The sequence below is a fragment of the Mesorhizobium sp. ESP6-5 genome, assembly GCF_020164695.1.
GTDB lineage: Bacteria > Pseudomonadota > Alphaproteobacteria > Rhizobiales > Rhizobiaceae > Mesorhizobium > Mesorhizobium australicum.
The window spans coordinates 113849-134398 of record NZ_JAIUGR010000007.1; the positions used below are offsets into that span (position 1 = coordinate 113849).

Sequence of the window (20550 nt, forward strand, 5' to 3'; positions counted from 1 at the left end):
ACCGACATGCCAAGCGCCTTGCCAGGTCTCACGCGATCTTGCGGTCATGATTTCCGTGGCCATCGGCGTGCCGCGAGATCGGCAGCGACAGGCGCCAGGCGGCGAATTCCAGCCGGATCGCGCCTTGCAGCGTGTCGACCGGCAAGGCCGGCGGCGTTGCGGCATGATCGATGCGCCGGCCGAACGAATATTTCGGGCTGGCCGATGCGATCAGCCGCAGCAGCATCAGGGCTTCCCACATTGTCGTGCCTTGTTGCATGGGGTGAATCCGGGAAGGCGCGATCCGCCATCCCGGAGAAGGAAACCCGGCCGGCCCGGGAACGGGTTGGGTACCGGGGCCGGCCGGCGCAGCCGGTCGGTTGTCAGCCGTTCCCGGGCTGGGGCGGCGGCATCGGGCCATCATTGGGCGGCCCTGCCGGACCGACTGCGTCATTCGGCGGGCCGCCCCATGGACCGGGGGTTGGTCCATGTGGGCGTTCCGCCGAAACGAGGATTTCGAGCTGTTCAGGCGTGAGCTTGGCGCGCAGCTCGGCGATCGCGTCCTTCAGCTTGGCGGCCGAAGCCGCACGCGCCGTGACGTCGTCTGCCAGCCTTTCCTGGAAGGCGAATGGATCGGGCTTGCCGGCCGGCCCTGCATCGGGGCCTTTCGCCTGCGGCCCGCCATCCGGCCCTCCAGGCCCGCCAGTGCCACCCGGACCACGGTCCGGCCGCGGTGGCGAAAGCACCGCCTGCAGCGCGCTGGTGTAGTCGCGCCAGGCGTCGAGCTGTTCGCTGCGGATGCCGACGCGTGTTTCGAGCGCGGCGAGCCGGGCGGCCAGCATGAATTCCGGCGGCGGCCCCACGCGGCGGGGGCCGAAGCCTTGCGGGCCGAAACTGTGCGGGCCAAAACCTTGCGGACCCCATCCTTGCGAAGGATGCGGCATCGAGCCATGGTCCGTTCCATCCTGCATTGCCATGGCAGGCGGCGGCCCGCCTGGCGCCGCGCCCGGGTCGGGCTGCGCCGCCAGCGCGGGGTGGATGGCGGCGGCGGAAAACAGGCCGAGCGCAAGAAGTCTGCTTCGCATGACGGTATTCCTTTCATCCATGCTTTGGACGTCAGGAGGATAGGAAGCGTGTTTGTCTGCTTCGCGTCGGCATGTTGCCGAAGGTTTCCGCAAAAGGGCAATTTGTTTCCGAATGTTTCCATCCCCCGGCCAGAAACATTGGGTTGCAATTTTCCATGCCGCTTGCGCGCGCGCTCCCTATAATCAGGACAAGCCCGGGATCATGGGCAAGGGCACGATAATGCAGTCACAACCCCATATCCTCGTCGTCGACGACGACCGCGAAATTCGCACACTGCTCGGACGCTATCTCGATGGCCAGGGTTTTCGCGTCTCGGTGGCGGCCGACAGGCGCGAATGCGAGCAGAAGCTGGCCACTGGCCAGTTCGACCTGGCCGTGCTCGACGTCATGCTGCCGGATGGTTCGGGGCTCGACATCTGCCGGGGCTTGCGCGACCGCAAGCCGCATATTCCCGTCATCCTGCTGACGGCGCTGAAGGAGGATGTCGACCGCATCATCGGGCTGGAACTCGGCGCCGACGACTATCTCGGCAAGCCGTTCAACCCGCGCGAGCTCACCGCCCGCATCCGCGCCGTGCTCAGGCGCTCGACGCCGGAAGAAGCGGCGCCCGCGCCTCCGCCCCGCGCCTACCGCTTCGCCAGCTACAGGCTGGAGCCGGACACCCGCAAGGTGACGGATGCGCAGGGCGCGGCCGTCGATCTCACCGGCGCCGAATTCGACCTGTTGCAGGTGTTCCTCGACCGCCCCGGCCGGCTGCTGTCGCGCGACCAGCTGCTTGATCTCACACAAGGCCGCGAACGCGACCCGCTCGAACGCTCGGTCGACGTGCTGATGAGCCGGCTGCGCCGCAAATTCACCGACACCGGCGACGGGCCGCTGTTCAAGACGGTGCGCAATGGCGGCTACCAGCTGACCGCGCGCGTCGAGACGGTGGAGGCGCAGGCGTGAACTCGCTGCGCCGCCGCCTCATCCTGTTGCTGGTCGCCTCTATCGTCGGCGTCGTCGGCCTGGCGACGGCGGCGGTCCTCAGCGTGCGCGGCGGCGGGCCGCCGCCGGAACTCGTCGTGCCCTGGGTTGCCCAGCAGATGGAACTCGTGGTGCGGCTGCTGCCGGGGCCCATACCCGATGTGCTGCGGGTGCAATTCAGCGACCGGCCGGCGGATGGCAAGGTGGACCGGCAGGAGACGGCGATGCTCAATGATCTGCTGCGCCGCCGCGGCTTCGACGTGCTGGCCATCGTCAGCGACAAACCGGGTGAACCCAGCCAACGTGCCTCGATGCGCCTGCCCGACAGCCGGTGGGCGATCCTCGAAATAGCACATATCGACCCGCCCAGGCGCGAATGGCTGGTTCTGGCCGGCTGGATCTCGCTGATCGTGGCCGGCGCCACCGCCGTCTCCGTCTATTTCACCTCGGTGCTGATCCGGCCGCTCGAAATGCTGGAGGCCACCGTCTCCAAGATCGGCAGGGACGGCGTGCTGGCGCCGGTGCCGGAGGTGGGCTCGGCCGAGGTCAAGGCCACGGCGCACGCACTGAACCAGCTCTCGTCCAGGCTGAAGACCGCCATGGAAAGCCGCATGCGGCTGGTGGCCGCCGCCGGCCACGACCTGCGCACGCCGATGACGCGCATGCGGCTGCGCGCCGAATTTCTCGACGAGGAGCGCGACAAGTGGCTGCACGACCTCGACGAGCTCGACCGCATCGCCGACAGCGCCATCCGCCTGGTGCGCGAGGAGGTGAACCAGGATGCCGTCGAGCCGCTCGACCTGGAAAAGATGGTGCGCGACATATCTGCCGAGATGGTTACGCTCGGCCATTCCGTCTCGATCGGGCATCTGGACAGGGTTGCGGTCCGCGCCGGCGCGCTCGGCCTGCGCCGCGCCCTGCGCAATCTGGTCGTCAACGCCGCCACCCACGGCAAGGCCTGCACGATCGCGCTCGACCTCGCCGACAGGCGCGCCGTGCTCTCCATATCGGACGTCGGCCCGGGCATTCCGCCCGACCTCATCAACAAGGCCTTCGAGCCCTTCTTCCGCGTCGACCCCGGCCGCCAGCAATCCATTCCAGGCGCCGGCCTCGGCCTCGCCATCGCCAAGGAGATCATCGAGCGCTACGGCGGCACCGTGACGCTGGAGAACCGCCAGGGCGGCGGGCTGGCGCAGACGGTGGTGTTCGCGGCGGTGTGATTGGGTCAGGCCCGTCCACATCGCGAAAGGCAGCCCAATGCTGGGACTGCCAAGCAACGAGGCCTGCGAAGCGCGCTACGACGTGGCGCGCAGATTCCTGCGGATGGGACGCCTGCCCGTTGCACGGGCTTTCTCGGCCACCACGGCAGCGATCTCCACCACCTCGCCCTCGCGCGATTTGCCGTTGGTCGCCTTGTGGAGCCGCTCGTAGGGCAGCAATTCCTTGATCCGGGCATTGAGCGACGCGATTTCGGCCCGCAGATCCTCGCATTCCTGCCGCTGGACGTCCCGTTGTATGTCCTCCGATGCCTGTTGCAGCGCAAGTTGCGAAAGATTGGCGTTCGCTTTCGAAAGACTCAGCTTGTCGGCTTCGTTCTCGTCGGTGAGCGCGGACAACCTTTCATCGGCGATTTTCTTTTCGGCCACTGCGTCGTCCAGGTCGGTCTTGAGCCTGGCGATTTCGGCGGCGGCCGCACTGTTCTCGTTCGAGGCCCGCTCCAGCCGCGATTCCAGGTCTTGGATCTCGGACCGCAATCCGCGCATCTCCGTCTGGCCGCGAGCCCGTTCGGCTTCCCAGTCGCCTTCCATCAGGCTGGCCGTTTCGGTCTTTTCCGCCAGCTTCGCCTGTGTGGCCTCGAGCGCCTTCTGCAGCCGGATCTCCTCTTTCTCGCTCTTGCCGAGCGCCGCCATCAGTTCGGCAAGGCGCGCTGCTTCGCTGGCGTGGACTGCCGAAAGCTCGTCCAGCCTGTGGCGCGCCTGGCTCTCCCGCTTCAGCACCTTGTCGAGTTCGACCGACAGGCTGACATGTTTTTCCCGCAGCATCTTGCTCTCGCGCAAGCGCCTGTTGGCCTCGACCGTCCTGGCGGTCAGCCGGTTGGCGATGTCGCCGAATTCCGCGTCGCGTTTGGCGCTGGCATTGCCCATCTCGGCGAGATCGAGCCTTGCCGCCGCGAGCGCTGTGCGAAGCGCATCCCGGTCCTGGACCAGGTCTGTCTCGCGCTGCTGCAGCACTTCGCACGTGCTGTCACGCTCGCGCAGCTTGGCCGCCGTGTCGTGCAGCTTTTCCGACAGCGCTCTTTGCTCGGCGATCAGGCCGGCATTTGCGAGCTCCAGCTCGTTGGCGCGAAGAATGTCGGTGTGGAGGATGTTGAGGAATTCGCGCGTCAGATGATGCGAGGTCGAGATTTCCGACAATTTGCCGTTGATCTCATCCAGATAATCCCTGGCGTCGTGGAACATTCCTTCGAAGGCGTTCAACGCCGCGAGCCGGGTCTGGGCATGGGGCGTCAGTCGTGGCGTGGTTTCGGCGGCGTCGGCGTTGCCCGCGGCGTCCGGATTGTCCGCGCCCTCCGCTTGCGCCGCATCGGCCTGGGGTGGCGAGACGGTCGGCGCGTCATCGGGGACATCGTCGCCCTGTGGCGGTGCCTCGAATTCGCTGTCCAGGCTGGCATCCAGGGCGTCCGCCAGATCGTCCTGCAACTCCTGGAGTGCGTCGTCTACGTCTTCAGCACGCTTGATCAGGCTCTTGAAGTTCATACGGAACTCCCTCTTACGCAAAGAAAACCAGATATTTAACAAACTGCTAATATGTATCCTTACATCCGCTTATTCCGCAGGGGAAGCCCCCCTAGGGAAATGTAAATTTCAGACATTTGGGGATTTGCACCGCCGCGACAGCCAGTCCCGGGTCCCGGGCTGGCTCAGACCGTAGTGTTCGCGGTGGTGTCAACGCTTCTCGTGCATATTCGGTGTGCAGCCTGATATGCTGCCAGCAAACGGCTTGCAGGTCGAACGGGAGGGGATGGAGATGTCGATCAAGGTGATCGGAACCGGCTTTGGCCGAACGGGCACGGATTCGATGCGCGAGGCGCTGGCCATTCTCGGCTACGGCCCCTGTCACCACATGCATGAAGTGATCGGCAACGAGGAGCAGAAGCGGATGTGGCGTGCGGTGGCCCAAGGTGCCGCGCCGGACTGGAACCAGCTGCTGTCGGGCTATGTCTCCTGCCTGGACTGGCCTTCGGCGTACTACTGGCGCGAACTGATCGAATTCTATCCGAATGCCAGGGTGATCCTGACCTACCGCTCGGCCGAAAGCTGGTGGGAAAGTTTTGAAAAAACGATCGCGATGGGACTTGAGCAAAGCGTCGATCAGGAATCGCTGGGCCTCGCCCTGATCGCCAGGCAGGTGTTCGGCGGCCGGCCCGGCGATCGAGCGCATGCCATTGCCTGCTACGAGGCCAATGTCCGTGCGGTGTACGCCGAAGTGCCACGGGAGCGGCTGCTGGTCCACGCTCTTGGCGACGGTTGGGAACCGCTGTGCACCCATCTGGACGTTGCGATACCGGATCAGGACTATCCCAATCGCAACAGCGCCGCGGGCTTCAGGTCGAGATTTTCGCTGAACTGACCTGGACGAAAACCGGCGGTGCCGGCCCGGCAATCCGGGCTCCTCGCCCCCTGTGGAGCGGGGCGAGGAAAAGGCGCACCGTTTTTTACCCCGCCATGGCCAGCGGCACGGCGCTCTTGTTGGGGATCTGGATGTCGATTTCCAGCGTCGACATGGTCTCGCCCCGATCCATCGACACCTGGAGATAGTCCTGGTCGATCTGCACATGCTTGGCGATCACAGCCATGATTTCCTCGCGCAGAATGGAGACGAGGTCGGGCTGGCCACGGCTGCGGCGCTCATAGGCGAGCAGCACCTGCAGCCGCTCGCGCGCCACCGGCGCGCTGGTGCGCCGCTTGAAGAGGTCGAGGATGCTCATGCGGCCCTCCTTCCGAGCAGACGGTCGAGGAAACCCTTGCGTTCGAAGGGCACCACCACCGGCAAATCTTCGCCTTCAAGCCGCCGTGCCGCTTCGAGATAGGCCTTGGCGGCGTTGTTGAGCGGTTCCGACAGCGTCACCGGCGAACCGAGGTTGGAGGCGCGCAGCACATCCTGGCTTTCCGGGATGATGCCGAGCAGCGGCACCGACAGGATTTCCAGCACGTCGTCGATCGAGAGCATTTCTCCCCGCGCGGCGCGCGCCGCGTCATAGCGCGTGACCAGCACATGCTTGGCGATCTGCTCGCCCTGTTCGGCGCGCATGGTGCGGGCGTCGAGCAGGCCGATGATGCGGTCGGAATCGCGCACCGACGACACTTCCGGATTGGTGACGATGACGGCCTCGTCGGCAAAGCGCATGGCGAGTTGCGCGCCGCGCTCGATGCCGGCCGGGCTGTCGCAGAAGACATAGTCGAAGACCGAGCGCAGCTTGTCGATCACCTCGCCGACGCCGTCCTCGGTCAGCGCGTCCTTGTCCCGCGTCTGCGACGCCGGCAGCAGGAACAGCGTGTCGACGCGCTTGTCGCGGATCAGCGCCTGCGACAGCTTGGCCTGGCCCTGGATGACGTTGACGAGGTCGAACACGACGCGCCGCTCGGCGCCCATGATCAGGTCGAGATTGCGCAGGCCGACGTCGAAATCGACCAGCGCCACCTTCTTGCCGGTCTTGGCGACCGCGGCACCCAGCGCGGCCGTCGAGGTGGTCTTGCCGACGCCCCCCTTGCCCGATGTGACGACCACTACCTTGCCCATGGAAAAAGCCTCCGTTGCCTGTTGTCGTTTGTTGTGCCGTGCGCCGCACGGCTGTTGTCAGAGCCTGCCATCATGCCATCCCAAACCGGTCCGAGGCTTGCGCGCGGCGATGCCTCGGCGCTTGGCCGAGCCGGAACCGTGAAGCCGGGCGTCAGCATCGCGCCGCCCTAGTTCAGCGGCACGACGGCGAGCATGTCGCCTTCGAGGAAGGCCTGCACGGCCTTGCCGCGCGAGACGCCTTCCATCTCTTCGGCGGTGGTGTACCAGCCATCGACCGAAATCAGCTCCGCCTCGTTCTTGCGGCAGAAGATGCGTGCCGAGCGGTTGCCCTGCGAGCCGGCGATGGCGCGGCCGCGTAAGGTGCCATAGACGTGGATAGAGCCCGCCGCGATGATTTCGGAGCCGGATGCGACCGAGCCCAAAACGATGACATCGCCATGCGGATGGAAGATCGACTGACCCGAGCGGATCGGCGACTTGACCATAAGCGTGCCGGCCTGGACAGTTTCGATCGCGCCGGCTTCGGAGGCCTTGGCCGCCTTGCCCTTGCCGGCCTCGGCCCTGGCTTCGCCGGCCTTGCCCTCGCCGGCCTTGCCCTCGCCTGCCTTGACTTCGCCGGCCTTTACTTCGCCGGCCTTGCCGGCATCCTTGCCGCGATCCGAAAACACCGTTTCCAGCTGGCCGGCTTCATCAGCCGCCTCCGCCTTGCCCTTGCGGCCGGGCTGCGACAGCAGGCCATCCGTGGTGGCCTCCTTGGCGCCGCTAAGCAACGGCGGCAGGTCAAGCCCGAGCGAGGCGCCTTCAAGCTCTATCGCATAGACCCGGATGCCTCGCGCACCGAGCGAAGCAACCAGCAGCCCGATGTCGGCGACGTCGGGCTTCAGCACGTTCAGATCGAGCACCACCGGCCGTCCCGCAAAATACCCCGGCGAATTGCCGATCCAGTGATCCAGCCCCTCCAGCCAGGCGGAAATCGGCGCCTCCGGCGTGAGCGTAAAGGCCACGAAAGAACGGGCGCGAAAACGAATGGATTTTGTTTCGACGGGGGCGGCAAAGGTCACGGCCAGCGAATCCTTACTGAGAGGTAAACGCTAGGGGGTTAATGGTTAACGAATGGTTAACGGCAAGGGGCAACTCGGCAGCTGGTGCGAGAAATTGGGAGGTCGGCTAAGCGCCTGCGGAGACCGACGACAAGCGCGGCTCCCCCGAACCACCGCCTTCAGCGGCGGCGCGAAGCTGATCGAATGGCTGCTACCAAATGGGCATCTTCGAAGGGCTTGCTGATCAACGCCACGTCGTGAGGGCGGTCCGAGATCTTCTCGGCATCGGCGTAGCCCGTGACGATGAGTGCCGGCCAATCCGCGCGCAGGCTTCGGGCGAAGCGGATGACGTCGATGCCCGAAATGAGCGGCATGGCGAAGTCGGTTACGATGACGTCGAAACGGTCCGGTTCCTTTTCGATGGCGGCCAGTGCCTGGGCGCCGCCGGAAAACGCCGTCACGTCGAAACCCGATTGCCGCAGCGACATCGCCGTCAACTCCCGCAGGGATTGACTGTCGTCGACGAGCAGAACAGTCGGCAACTGATCCTCAACCGCCGTCGGGAGGTCCGTGCCGGCATTGTTGGCGGCACTGGCTTCGAAAACGAGCTCATCCCTGGCGGTAACGTCTTGCGCCTCGCGTGAACGGGGCAGCCAGAGCTCCATGGTGGTGCCGTGGCCAAGCTCGCTGTCAATCCTGAGCGTGCCACCCGACTGCTTGGCGAAACCATAGACAGTGCTGAGGCCCAGACCCGTGCCCTTCCCGATCGGCTTTGTCGTGAAGAACGGCTCGATCACCTTGCTGATGACATCCGCGGCGATACCTGTCCCGGTGTCCTCGACCGCAAGCCTGACATAGTCGCCCGCGGCAAGCCCCTGGCCGGAATGGCCGACGCTGCGATTGTGGGCCCTGACGCAGATTGTCCCGCCGGAAGGCATCGCGTCGCGGGCATTGAAGACCAGGTTCATCAAAGCAAGCTCAAGCTGCGCCGGGTCCGCATGCACCGGCCATATGTCGTCACCGACATGCCAGTCGAAGCGCACCAGGCCGCCCAGGATCGGCGCCACAAGGCCGGTCATCGTGTCTCCCAGGCTCGACATCCGCACGGCAACCGGTTTCAGATCCTGGCGCCTTGAAAAGGCGAGCATGCGCTGGATGAGGTCCTTGCCTTGGGAAGCGGAGCGGCGCGTCATGTCGAGAACCTGGGCCGCCTTGCCGTCGAGGCTCACTTGCCTTTCGAGCAGGCTCAGCCCGGAGAGGATCGCCGCAAGCAGATTGTTGAAATCGTGGGCAAGTCCGCCGGTCAGCTTGCCGATCGCATCGAGCCGCTGCGATTGCAGCAATTGACTTTCCAGATGGCGCTGCTCGGTGATGTCCTGCATGGTGCCCAGCAGTTCGAGCCCGGCGCCATTCCTGGCGACCACTCCCTGGTCGAGGAATACCCGATATTCCTCATTGGCGCATCGCCAGCGGAACTCACACCCATAAGAGCCGGTCTCGTGGGCGGCCGAAAGCGATCTTGTCACCGCGTCCCGATCAGCCGGATGGACCCGGCTGATGCCGAAATCTGGATCCGCCATGAACCGGTTCGGAGAAAATCCCGTCAACCGCTCGACCCCCTTGGAAACATAGCTTGCGGCGAATGGCGCCGCGGCCGCGCGAGCGTGAAAACAGATCGGCAGCGAGGCGAGGATCGTCTCCTGCCGGGCCTCGGAATGCCGCAGCGCCCGCTCGGCGTCGAGCTTGTCGGAGGTCGCCTTCAGCGCTCGCTCAAGCAGCAGTTGCTCCCTGGCCGCATTCCGTTCGATTTCCCTCGTCTTTTCATATAGATCGACGAAGACCATGACCTTGGACCGCAGCATCGACGGGTCGAATGGCTTGAACAGATAATCCACCGCGCCGGCGTCATAGCCGCGCAACATATGTGCTTCTTCCTTGTTGATGGCGGTCAGGAAGATGATCGGCGTGGCGTTCGAACGTTCGCGCCTCCGGATCAGCGAAGCGGTTTCGTAGCCGTCGAGACCGGGCATCAGCACATCCAGCAGAATGACGGCGAAGTCGTCCTTGAGCAGAAAGCGCAGCGCCTCGTCGCCCGACTGGGCGCAAATCACCTGCCCGACCCCGTCAAGTGCCTCCTCAATGGCAAGGAGATTTCGCGCGTCGTCGTCGACAGCGAGAACGCGAACCGGCCCCAGCTTTTCGAACGGTTCGCTGCTTTCTGCTTCCATCGCCGCCATTGCTAAATCCGCCGGGGCGCGATCAGATTGCGGTCGTCGCCGTCTGCCCGCGATGTCCCCGCTCGCGAGCGCGAGCGACCGACCCAAACCCGCAGCAGGGCGAGGAGCAGGTCGAGGTCGACGGGCTTGGCGATGTAGTCGGACGCGCCGGCGTCCAGACATTTCTGGCGATCTCCTTTCATCGCCTTGGCCGTGACGGAAATCAGCGGAATGTGCGCGATTTCCGGCTGGGAGCGTATCCGGCGCATTGTCTCGTACCCGTCCATCTCGGGCATCATGATGTCGATCAGGGCGACGTCGACGTCCGGCGCCTCTTCAAGCATGGCTATGCCGTCCCGCCCCCGCTCGGCATGCTGCACCTCGATACCGTAGGTCTCCAGCACGCTGGTCAGCGAATAGATGTTGCGAATGTCGTCGTCGACGATCAGAACCTTGGCCCCGGCCAGATCGGCGTTGTCGAGTTGTTCGGAAGCCAGGATTTCCTTGTCGGGCCTATCGCCTGGAAGGGCCGCGGACATCAACAAGCCAAGCTGGGCAAAGTTGTCGGCACGCGGAACATCGCTGAGCGGCGGATGCAGGGCGATCTGCTGTTGAAAGGCGTCCGGATGGGGCGTGAAGAAGAGCAGGCGCGGGACAAAATCGCCGAACTGCGACATGATCTCATCGAGCATCTGGGCGTTGTCCTTGGCCGAACGGCCAAAACCGAACACGACGGCGTCATATCCGGCAATACCACCCCCGTCGGCATTAGCCGCGACGCGGCCAATGGCGGTGACCGACGTGACGCCGTCGCGAATGGCTTCGACCAGCGCCAGGCGACGTTCGGGGTCGGGATCGGCGACCAGCACATTGCGTTGTGTCCTGAGTGTCCTCGACTGAATGTCGTCGAAGACACGCGAAAGTTCGCCGGCGGACACCGGCTTGCTGGAAACGCTTGCGGCGCCTCGGCGCGTGAGGAGCTCGATGTCTTCGGCGCCGGAGATAACGTGGATGGGTATGTTCCTGGTCTTCGGATCGTGCCGTAAAAGGTCGAAAAGCACCCAGCCATCAATGTCCGAAAGGCCGAGATCCAACGTGATCGCATCGGGCATGAGCTTGCGCGTAAGCGCCAGCGTTCCCGAGCCGGCCGTGGAGAGCACGCCTTTCAATCCGGCCGATCGCGCAAGACCAAGCAGCAGCCCGCCAAAAGTGGGGTCGTCCTCCACGATCAGCACCACCCTGTCCGATGGATCGATCGCATCACGGTCGTCGGCGAGTTCCGGCGTTCCTGTCGTGCTGCTGGCCGCAACGGAAACGGCGGCCGGCGAAAGCTCGACCTGCGGTGCAAGACTGCTGCTGCGCGGGCCGTCGAAGGGAATGACAAGCGTGAAGGTCGATCCCGTTCCAGGCTGGCTTTCGACGCGCAACTCGCCGCCGAGCAGGCGGGCGATTTCCCGGCTGATCGAGAGGCCGAGGCCAGTGCCGCCGTATTTGCGGCTGGTCGTGCCGTCGGCTTGTTGGAACGCCTCGAAGATCAGCTTTTGCTTGTCCTCCGGAATGCCGATGCCCGTGTCGGTGACGGCGATGGCCAGCGCTTGCGGCAGTGCCGCCGCGCCGTTTCCGCGGCCGGTCCGCTCGGCATGGATGCTGAGCGTCACGTCGCCTTGAGAGGTAAACTTGAAGGCGTTGGACAAAAGGTTGAGGACGATCTGCTGCAGCCGTTTTTCGTCCGTGCGGATCGTCTCGGGCAGGATCTGATCGATCTTGATCGTAAACCCAAGCCCCTTGTCGGCCGCAAGCTGCCGGAAGGTCCGCTCCATATGCTGGCGCAGATGTGCGAGCGGCATGTCGTTGAGCTCGATCGAAACCGTGCCGGATTCGATTTTCGAAAGATCCAGTATGTCGTTGATGAGACTGAGCAGGTCCGTGCCCGCCGAGTTGATCGTGCGAGCGAACTCGATCTGCTTGTCGTTCAGGTTGCCCTGCTGGTTGGTCGCGAGCAGGTTGGACAGGATCAGCAGCGAGTTCAGCGGCGTTCTCAGCTCGTGGCTCATATTGGCCAGGAATTCGGACTTGTACTTGGACGTCAGCGCCAGCTGTTCCGCCTTCTCCTCGAGTGCCCGTCTGGCCATTTCGATCTCGAGATTCTTGTTCTCGACCTGCTTTTTCTCGTTCTCGAGAAGCTGCGCCTTCTCCTGCAATTCCTCGTTGGTGGCGTGAAGCTCTTCCTGTTTCTTGGTGAGCTCGGTCTGGCGCGACTGCAGTTCGGACGTCAGAAGCTGTGACTGCTTGAGAAGCCCTTCCGTGCGCATGGTCGCGGCGATCGTGTTGAGCACGATGCCGACCGACTCCATCAATTGCTCGAGGAACAGGCGATGCGTGTCGCTGAAGCGGCTGAACGAAGCGAGTTCGATGACCGCCTTGACCTCTTCCTCGAACAATGCCGGCAGAACGATAGCGCTGGCCGGCGGTGCTTCGCCGAGGCCCGAGCTGATGCGCAGGAAGCTCGAGGGAACCTCGTCGAGCATGATCGCCCGTTTGTCGGCCGCGCTTTGACCGATCAGGCCTTCCCGAAAGTCCACACGCTGGCGGATCTTGGCTTTGCCCTCGGCGGCGTAGGACGCTGCCAGTTCCAGATAGGACTCATCCTCGTCGCGATTGGTTACGTAGAAAACGCCATACTGCGCGTTCACCAGCGGCGCCAGTTCCGATATGATCATGCGCGACACCGTGGCCAGATCGCGCTCGCCCTGCAGCATGCGCGAGAACCGAGCGAGGTTGGTCTTCAGCCAATCCTGCTCGGCATTCTTGAGCGTCTGATCCTTCAGGTTGCGGATCATCTCGTTGATATTGTCCTTGAGCGCCGCGACCTCCCCGGAAGCCTGGACGCTGATCGAACGCGTAAGATCGCCCTTGGTGACCGCGGTTGACACCTCGGCGATGGCCCGCACCTGGGTGGTCAGGTTCGCCGCCAGTTGATTGACGTTGTCGGTCAGGTCGCGCCACAGGCCGGCGGCGCCAGGCACCCTCGCCTGGCCGCCGAGCTTGCCCTCGATGCCGACCTCGCGGGCGACGTTGGTCACCTGATCGGCGAAGGTCGCCAGCGTTTCGATCATGCCGTTGATGGTGTCCGCCAAGGACGCGATCTCGCCCTTGGCATCGACGGCGAGTTTGCGCTTGAGATTGCCCTGCGCCACGGCGGTGACGACATCGGCGATGCCGCGCACCTGGTTGGTCAGGTTGGTCGCCATGAGGTTGACGTTGTCGGTCAGGTCCTTCCAGGTGCCCGCCACGCCCTCGACCTGTGCCTGGCCGCCGAGCTTTCCCTCCGTGCCGACTTCGCGCGCCACGCGCGTCACCTCGCCCGCGAATGAGTTGAGCTGGTCGACCATGGTGTTGATGGTGGACTTCAGCTCCAGGATCTCGCCCTTGACGTCGACGGTGATCTTCTTCGACAGATCGCCTCGCGCCACAGCGGTCGTCACATCGGCGATGTTGCGCACCTGGCCGGTCAGATTCTCGGCCATCGAATTGACGTTGTCGGTCAGGTCCTTCCAGGTGCCGGCGACGCCGCGCACCTGTGCCTGGCCGCCAAGCTTCCCCTCGGTGCCGACTTCGCGCGCGACACGCGTCACTTCCGAGGCGAAAGAGTTGAGCTGATCCACCATCGTGTTGATGGTGTCCTTGAGCTCGAGAATTTCGCCGCGAACGTCGACCGTGATCTTTTTCGACAGGTCGCCCAGCGCAACGGCGGTCGTCACTTCCGCGATGTTGCGGACCTGGCCCGTCAGATTGGCGGCCATGGCGTTGACGTTATCCGTCAGGTCCTTCCACGTGCCGGCGACACCGCGGACCTGTGCCTGGCCGCCAAGCTTGCCGTCCGATCCCACTTCGCGGGCAACGCGCGTCACCTCGGATGCGAAGGAGTTCAGCTGGTCCACCATCGTGTTGATGACGTCCTTGATCTGCAGAATCTCTCCCAGCGCATCGACGGTGATTTTCTGGGTGAGATCGCCGGTCGCGATCGCGGTCGCGACCTTGGAGACATCGCGCAACTGCACGGTCAGGTTGCCGGCCATGGCGTTGACGTTGTCGGTCAGGTCCTTCCAGGTGCCGCCGACCCCCTCGACATGGGCCTGGCCGCCGAGTTTTCCCTCCGAGCCCACTTCGCGGGCAACGCGCGTGACTTCGGAGGCGAATGAGTTGAGCTGGTCCACCATCGTGTTGACGGTGTTCTTGAGCTCGAGAATTTCGCCCTTCACGTCGACCGTGATCTTCTTGGAGAGATCACCCCGCGCGACGGCCGTCGTCACATCGGCGATGTTGCGCACCTGGCCGGTGAGATTGGCGGCCATCAGATTGACGTTGTCGGTCAGGTCTTTCCAGGTGCCTCCGACGCCACGGACTTCCGCCTGACCGCCGAGCTTTCCCTCGGTGCCGACTTCGCGCGCGACGCGCGTCACTTCCGAGGCGAAGGAATTCAGCTGGTCCACCATCGTGTTGATGGTGTTCTTGAGCTCCAGGATCTCGCCCTTCACGTCGACCGTGATCTTCTTCGACAGATCGCCAAGAGCCACCGCGGTGGTCACTTCGGCGATGTTGCGCACCTGGCCGGTCAGGTTGGCCGCCATTGAATTGACGTTATCGGTCAAATCTTTCCAGGTTCCGGCGACACCCCGCACCTGCGCCTGCCCGCCGAGCTTTCCCTCCGTGCCGACCTCGCGTGCAACGCGCGTCACCTCGCCGGCAAATGAGTTGAGCTGGTCGACCATCGTATTGATGGTGGACTTCAGCTCCAAAATCTCTCCCTTCACGTCGACGGTGATCTTCTTCGACAGGTCGCCGAGCGCGACCGCGGTCGTCACATCGGCGATATTGCGGACCTGGCCGGTCAAATTGGCGGCCATCAGGTTCACGCTGTCCGTCAGGTCCTTCCAGGTGCCACCGACGCCCTCGACGCGGGCTTGGCCGCCGAGCTTTCCCTCGGTGCCGACTTCGCGCGCGACGCGCGTCACCTCGCCGGCAAACGAGTTGAGCTGGTCGACCATGGTGTTGATGGTCGACTTCAGCTCCAGGATCTCGCCCTTCACGTCGACGGTGATCTTCTTCGACAAATCGCCCGAAGCGACTGCGGTGGTCACCTCCGCGATGTTGCGCACCTGGCTCGTCAGGTTGGTCGCCATCGCGTTCACATTGTCGGTCAGATCCTTCCAGGTGCCCGCCACCCCCTTGACCCGGGCCTGACCGCCTAGCTTGCCCTCGGTGCCGACCTCGCGCGCCACGCGCGTCACCTCCGAAGTGAACGAGGCGAGTTGCTCGACCATTGTGTTGACGATCTTGCCGATTCGCAGGAATTCGCCGCGCAGTGGCCTGCCGTCGATCTCCACCATCATGGTCTGGGACAGATCGCCCTTGGCGACGGCGCCGATGACCCGGGCCACCTCGGCGGTCGGTTGCACCATGTCCTCGATCAGGTCGTTGACCGATCGGACGCTCGATTCCCAGCTACCTTTGGCGTTCCTGACATGGCCGCGCTCGCTGATGCGCCCGTCCTTGCCGACCACCCGGCTGAGCCGCGCGAATTCCCGCGTCACCTGGTCATTGAGTTCGACGATTTGATTGAACGTGTCTGCAATCTCGCCACTCAGCCCATCATAGACGTTTTCGATGCGGACGGAGAAATCGCCGTTTCGAAAAGCTTTGAGAGCGCTAAGGATTTGTCGAGAGTCCAGTTGTTCTTTTGGTAACCGAGATGCGCCCAAAAACCCCTCCACGCGAACCCCCGGCCGGATCAGGCCGAAGCCCTTAACGCGTGGCTGCGTATTTGGTTCCATATGGCTTGCAAGCGCGGCTGAAAGGTCCGCCGCGCTTTGCTGGCCCCCTAGGAGGCCGACAGGCCTACAGCGGCCTCGGTCTCTGTGCACCGCTATGCAACAGCGATCCCTTTAATGCCGCTTGAAATACTGCACTTCCCTTTCGTGCTTCTCCGCCGCTTCGCGGCTGTCGAACGTGCCCAGATTCCGCCGCTTGCCCGTCTTCTCGTCCTTTTTCCTTGAATAAAGCCGATATTTTCCGTCTTTCAGCTTCCTGATCATCGGTCTCTCCTCAGGAAAGGACGAAGGGCCCGACGATCGCCGAGCCCTTCCTATTGTCAGTCGCGGTGTTCGGGCATGGCCTTCAGCTGGTCCTTGGTCCAGCTGGTCACGGCGTGAACGTCGCCGTCCTCGTCGCGCATGAAATCGAGTTCGTTGGCGGCGACGGCGACCGGCTTGGCGCCGATGCCGAGGAAGCCGCCGACGTCGATGACGACCTGGCTGCTGCCATGCATATGGTCGACGGAGCCGATCTTCTCGTCGTTGGGGCCGTAGATGGTCGCGCCTTCAAGCGTATCCGGGGTCAGTTCGGCGCGGCTGAGCCTTACGTGATTGGCGTGGTCCATGAGTGCATCTCCTTTGCGGTGGGACAGGGTGAACCTCCGAGGCGGCCAAGGGTTCCGACATTGTCGGAGATGACCAGGGATAGCGCTCCAAGAGAGCGCCGGCTTCGGGGCGATCATGGTTTTGCGCTCGGTGGCTCGATGAATCATCTTGTCATCGAGTTGCACCAACGCGTTGTTTCGAAAGGCTCGCGCGTTCAGCGCCCGCGCTTTGGCTTGAGGCTGCGCGCGGCTTGCTCGATCGCGGCGCGGTCGGTGCCGAGACGGTCGATCAGCTCCTGCGCCTCCTCGCCCGATATGCCCGCGCGGATCGCCAGTTCCTCCACCGTCAGAACGTCGGAGCTCGCGATCTCGCCGGTTTGTGGCAGCGCGTCATCCGCCGTCAGCGGCAGGGCGGCTTCCCTGTCGATCTCCATCTCGGCCCGGCTCCAGTGCCGCTCATGGTCACCATCGCCGCCACCTTCGCGTTGCCAGATCTCGTAGGCGCGGTTCCTGATCTTGTCGTCACGGTCGTCGCTCATGTCATTCCTCCACTCATGTGAGGCATGAACGCCGCGCCGGTGCGAACGATCCAAAAAATCTGCGTGATCGTCGGGACGAGAAGATGCAACCCTTCAGCCAGGCCTGCACGGCACCGGAGGCTACTCGCACTGGCGCCTGGGTCCGCCGGAATATGGCTGATAGCTGTTGTCGTCGGGCCGGTAGGAGCGGTATCGGCTGAAGCAGGAATCGACATGGTCGGCGGAAAGCGCCGTCGTGGCGACCGCAGGGGCGACACCGCCCTCGACATAGCTGACGGCTGCCGATGGCTGCGCGCCCTGGTCGTCGCCGGCGTCGAGATAGGGCGAGACGCAGGGGCGCTGCTGCCCGCTATAAGACATGTAGCTGTTGTCGTCCGGATTGTAGGAGCGGTAGCGGTTCGCGCACCAACTGACATGGGACGCCGGCAGCGCGTCGGCTCCAGCCGCCGGCGCGATCGATCCGGTCGCGGCCGGATCGGGTGCCTGCGCCTTGACGGCGATATCGGGCGGCGCGGGCTGGTCGGCCGGCAAGCGTTGCAGATTTTGCGCCGCCTTGTTCACCGGCCGCGCGTCCCTGGTCCACAGTTCCGCCACGCTGACAGTCGGCCTTGCCTCATGCGCGGGCTTGGCGGCGAGCAGCCAGGCGGCAAAGCCCAGCCCGCTGCCGAAGACCGCAAGGGTCAAGACAAAGCCGCCGACCAATGCCAAAATCGCTTTCACGTCACGCTCCTTCAGCCCCTGCTTATAGAATGCGGAGCATCAAGGCTGGTTCCAGCAAAGTACGTGTCGCAGGCGTTTGAACGGGTCGCGCGGGCTCAGCTCCTCCTCAGACCGGCACGCCTCCCCTCTGGGGAAAACGGGTTCTCGACCGCCAGCAGCGACGCCACCGTTTCCCGATCGCGCTGGCGCTGCTGCAGAGTGCGGGCCAGCAGCCAATCCAGCGAGATCCGGCCGGCGCCGGCTACGGCCAGAACGAACATGCCGCCGGCGATCGCCAGATCCTTTTCGAAATTCAGCAGCTCGCTCTGGCTGGCGAAGTTGGTGTGGAACAGTGTGGCCGTTGCCAGGCAGAAGAGGCCGAGGCCGATCGCCCCCAGCCGCGTCAGCACGCCCGTTGCCACCGAGAGCCCTGCCCCCAGTTGCAACGCGATGGTGGCGACAAACAGCGGCAGACCGACGCCTTGCGCGGCCATCGCCTTGGCGGCGCCGTCGAAATGGGTGGCCAGTGTCACCCCCTCATGCAGGAAGATGAAGGACATGAGCAGGCGCCCGACAAGCAGGGTCAGATCCCTGACATAGAGTTTGATGGCGAGGGCGTGCAGCTTCGCGGCGCGTTCGTTCAGGGTCATGGTCAGCCTCCGATATTTTGACGCCGTGCATGCGCCGCGCGAGGACGGCGCCTGCCGAATGTGATGCTTGAAAGGGCCGGAGCCGGCTCGAGGGAGAGGCGCCGGCTCCGGCAATGGGCGCCAGCCACGAGCGCCCGAACTTTGGTGGGTTAGCGCCAAGCCCCTCATCCGGGCGCTTCGCGGCCACCTCTCCCCAGCGGGGAGAAGAGAAAGGCGGCGCCTCCTCTCCCCGAGGGGGAGGTCGGATTGCCCCGAATTGCCCTTCGCAAGTGGGGGCAATCCGGGGGGAGAACTTACTTCGTCACCTTGGTATCGATGGCTTTCCGCAGGTCGGAAAGCTCGTCGCAGCCGGTCGGGCACAGTTTCTGCAGCGAGGCCAGTTGCTCATCGGCCTTGGCCATGTCGCCGGTTTCGACATAGAGCTCGCCCAGATATTCGCGGGCGGCCTTGTGGTCGGGTTTCAGCTCCAGTGCCTTGTTGTAGTAGGTCAGCGCGGTGGTGAAGTCGCCGGTCTTGCGCAGCGTGAAGCCGAGCAAATTGTAGACGTCGGCCTGCTGGTTGTCCTGCGCGAGGTCGCGCAGGTCCGCCAGCGCGCCCTTGTAATCCTTGGCGTCGATCTTGGCCTTGACGGCGGTGAGGTCGGGCGCGTCGGCGCCCTCGATGTCGTCGACCGCATAGGCTGGGATGATGGTTGCGACGGGAACCACGGTCAGCACGGCAATGGCGCCGAGCAGGCCGAACAGGGCGTGCTTGCCTAAAAAAGATTGTTTCATTGTCTGTCTCGCTTGGGTTGGGAGCTGGTGCTCAGATTTCGACAGGCGTGAAGCCGTAGGCATTGCCGTCCTTGACGAAGACGCCGGTGCCCGGGAACGGGAAGTGCGAACCGGAAATGCGGATGTTGTCCGCGATCACCCGGTCGATGATCTTGTGGCGTGTCGCGATCGCCGTCGGCCCATCCTGGTCATAGGCGCCCTGCCATTCCGGATGCGGTGCGAGAAGCGCCGGCACATACATTGTGTCGGCCGAGATCATCAGTTGTTCCTTGCCGGAATTGGCGAGGTACACCGAATGGCCGGGCGTGTGGCCGGGGGCGGCGATGATCTGGATGCCGGGCGCGACCTCGGCGCCGTCCTCGACCAGCTTCCAGTTCTTCCATTTCGGGAAGTTTTCGGCGATGCGCTTGCCCGCCGGCTTGCGGCCCTCGGGCAGCTTCGCCAGCCTGCTCGGGTCGGTCCACCACTTGTATTCGGTGGCGTTGACGATCAGCTCGGCGTTGGGGAACACCGGCGTGTTGGTGCCCTTCTCCATGAGGCCCCAGACATGGTCGGGGTGGAAATGCGAGATCATGATAGTGTCGATCGCCTTGTAGTCGATGCCGGCGGCGGCCATGTTGGCCGGCAGGTGCGTGGCGTTGGCCTGCCACTGGCCGACGCCCGAGCCGGCATCCATCATGATCAGCCTGCCGCCCATCTTGAGCACCGCTACGGTGAGCGGAATGGGCATGAAGTCGGTCGTCAGCCCCGCCTTGGCGAGCGCTGCCTTGGTATCGTCGACCGAAACATCCTTGATGAAGGCCGGGTCGTGCGGCTTTTTCCAGATGCCGTCATAGACGGCGGTCACCTCGATATCGCCGACCGTGTATTTGTAGAAGCCGACGGTGGGTTCCACCGGCGTCTGCGCGAAAGCGGGACGGGTGAATTCCAGCTTGCCGGCAAGGCCGAAGGCGGCAGCGGCGGCGGCGGATTGAAGCACTGTGCGGCGTGACATGCTGAACATGGTGATCTCCTCTGTTGAGTGGTGGCTAAGGCGAAAGGTCGAATGGAATGACGGAGCGCCAAGCCCCTGGCCCTCCGTCGCTGATCGCGGATCGGATCGGCGCCGCCGGGATCCGGCGCCGACCGTGAACTCAGTTGCCCCAGATGCCCTGGCCGGGTTCGTCCGCATCGGATTTGGGCGCCGGCCGGCTCGGCCCGGTCGTCACCTTGGTATCGACGCCATGAGGACGTGCCGCGTAGGGGATCGAGGCGGTGGCATTGGTGTCGACGGCGGCGCCAGGCTGGTTGGGGGCATTGGCGCCGAAATGGTCGCTGCCGGCAAAGGCAGAAGTCGAGGCAAGCAACATCGCAGCCACGCTGAGAGCGAGCTTGGTCATTTCGG

The 20550-nt window shown here is 64.2% G+C and carries 19 protein-coding genes; 3 read left to right on the top strand and 16 right to left on the bottom strand.

Annotated features, from left to right (window positions below; genetic code table 11):
• Positions 1–28: 28 nt before the first annotated feature.
• Both LB524_RS13410 and LB524_RS13415 read right to left on the bottom strand, forming a co-directional pair.
• Positions 29–259 (bottom strand): hypothetical protein, encoded by a 231-nt coding sequence (locus tag LB524_RS13410; RefSeq protein WP_224527071.1) that lies wholly within the window; start codon positions 257–259, stop codon positions 29–31.
• Between the two features lie 103 nt (positions 260–362).
• Entirely contained in the window at positions 363–1064 is a 702-nt protein-coding gene (locus tag LB524_RS13415; protein WP_224527073.1) for a hypothetical protein, read from the bottom strand.
• 220 nt (positions 1065–1284) lie between these two features.
• Here LB524_RS13415 and LB524_RS13420 point away from each other — a divergent pair, with 220 nt between their 5' ends.
• Both LB524_RS13420 and LB524_RS13425 read left to right on the top strand, forming a co-directional pair.
• The gene (locus tag LB524_RS13420) at positions 1285–2013 is read left to right on the top strand and encodes a response regulator (RefSeq protein WP_140617985.1); all 729 of its coding nucleotides are present in this window, start codon (positions 1285–1287) and stop codon (positions 2011–2013) included.
• Positions 2010–3251 (top strand): ATP-binding protein, encoded by a 1242-nt coding sequence (locus LB524_RS13425; protein WP_140617984.1) that lies wholly within the window; start codon positions 2010–2012, stop codon positions 3249–3251. Before LB524_RS13420 ends, LB524_RS13425 begins: the two co-directional genes overlap by 4 nt.
• Positions 3252–3326: 75 nt before the next feature.
• Here the strand turns inward: LB524_RS13425 and LB524_RS13430 are convergent, their stop codons facing one another.
• Positions 3327–4787 (bottom strand): hypothetical protein, encoded by a 1461-nt coding sequence (locus tag LB524_RS13430; RefSeq protein WP_224527075.1) that lies wholly within the window; start codon positions 4785–4787, stop codon positions 3327–3329.
• A gap of 226 nt (positions 4788–5013) precedes the next feature.
• Here LB524_RS13430 and LB524_RS13435 point away from each other — a divergent pair, with 226 nt between their 5' ends.
• On the top strand, positions 5014–5661 hold the full coding sequence (locus LB524_RS13435) for a sulfotransferase family protein (protein WP_224527094.1): 648 nt from the start codon (positions 5014–5016) through the stop codon (positions 5659–5661).
• Between the two features lie 85 nt (positions 5662–5746).
• Here LB524_RS13435 and minE read toward each other — a convergent pair whose 3' ends face one another.
• From minE to LB524_RS13500, 13 genes are all read right to left on the bottom strand, one after another.
• Positions 5747–6019, bottom strand: coding sequence for a cell division topological specificity factor MinE (minE, locus tag LB524_RS13440; protein WP_023774842.1), 273 nt, complete (start codon positions 6017–6019; stop codon positions 5747–5749).
• Positions 6016–6831: a septum site-determining protein MinD gene (gene minD / locus LB524_RS13445; protein WP_015316922.1), complete on the bottom strand. Its 816-nt coding sequence runs from the start codon at positions 6829–6831 to the stop codon at positions 6016–6018. Before minD ends, minE begins: the two co-directional genes overlap by 4 nt.
• Before the next feature lie 167 nt (positions 6832–6998).
• Positions 6999–7892 carry a septum site-determining protein MinC gene (gene minC, locus LB524_RS13450; RefSeq protein ID WP_224527097.1) on the bottom strand — a complete coding sequence of 298 codons (894 nt, stop codon included), beginning with the start codon at positions 7890–7892 and terminating at the stop codon, positions 6999–7001.
• A gap of 158 nt (positions 7893–8050) precedes the next feature.
• Positions 8051–10108: a response regulator gene (locus LB524_RS13455; RefSeq protein WP_140716353.1), complete on the bottom strand. Its 2058-nt coding sequence runs from the start codon at positions 10106–10108 to the stop codon at positions 8051–8053.
• 2 nt (positions 10109–10110) lie between these two features.
• Positions 10111–15861: a HAMP domain-containing protein gene (locus LB524_RS13460; RefSeq protein WP_411909911.1), complete on the bottom strand. Its 5751-nt coding sequence runs from the start codon at positions 15859–15861 to the stop codon at positions 10111–10113.
• A 171-nt stretch (positions 15862–16032) separates the two neighbouring features.
• Positions 16033–16182 carry a hypothetical protein gene (locus tag LB524_RS13465; protein WP_127204769.1) on the bottom strand — a complete coding sequence of 50 codons (150 nt, stop codon included), beginning with the start codon at positions 16180–16182 and terminating at the stop codon, positions 16033–16035.
• Between the two features lie 56 nt (positions 16183–16238).
• On the bottom strand, positions 16239–16526 hold the full coding sequence (locus LB524_RS13470; protein ID WP_015316916.1) for a hypothetical protein: 288 nt from the start codon (positions 16524–16526) through the stop codon (positions 16239–16241).
• Positions 16527–16720: 194 nt separating this feature from the next.
• Positions 16721–17044: a DUF2934 domain-containing protein gene (locus LB524_RS13475; protein WP_140716357.1), complete on the bottom strand. Its 324-nt coding sequence runs from the start codon at positions 17042–17044 to the stop codon at positions 16721–16723.
• A gap of 120 nt (positions 17045–17164) precedes the next feature.
• A complete protein-coding gene (locus LB524_RS13480; protein ID WP_224527103.1) occupies positions 17165–17764 on the bottom strand; it encodes a BA14K family protein in 600 nt (199 codons plus the stop codon).
• A 95-nt stretch (positions 17765–17859) separates the two neighbouring features.
• Positions 17860–18393 (bottom strand): DoxX family protein, encoded by a 534-nt coding sequence (locus LB524_RS13485; protein WP_224527106.1) that lies wholly within the window; start codon positions 18391–18393, stop codon positions 17860–17862.
• Between the two features lie 293 nt (positions 18394–18686).
• Positions 18687–19166, bottom strand: a complete 480-nt coding sequence (locus LB524_RS13490; protein ID WP_140617977.1) for a tetratricopeptide repeat protein — start codon at positions 19164–19166, stop codon at positions 18687–18689.
• Between the two features lie 31 nt (positions 19167–19197).
• Positions 19198–20169, bottom strand: coding sequence for an MBL fold metallo-hydrolase (locus LB524_RS13495; RefSeq protein WP_015316911.1), 972 nt, complete (start codon positions 20167–20169; stop codon positions 19198–19200).
• 130 nt (positions 20170–20299) lie between these two features.
• On the bottom strand, positions 20300–20545 hold the full coding sequence (locus LB524_RS13500) for a DUF680 domain-containing protein (RefSeq protein WP_015316910.1): 246 nt from the start codon (positions 20543–20545) through the stop codon (positions 20300–20302).
• Positions 20546–20550: the final 5 nt, after the last annotated feature.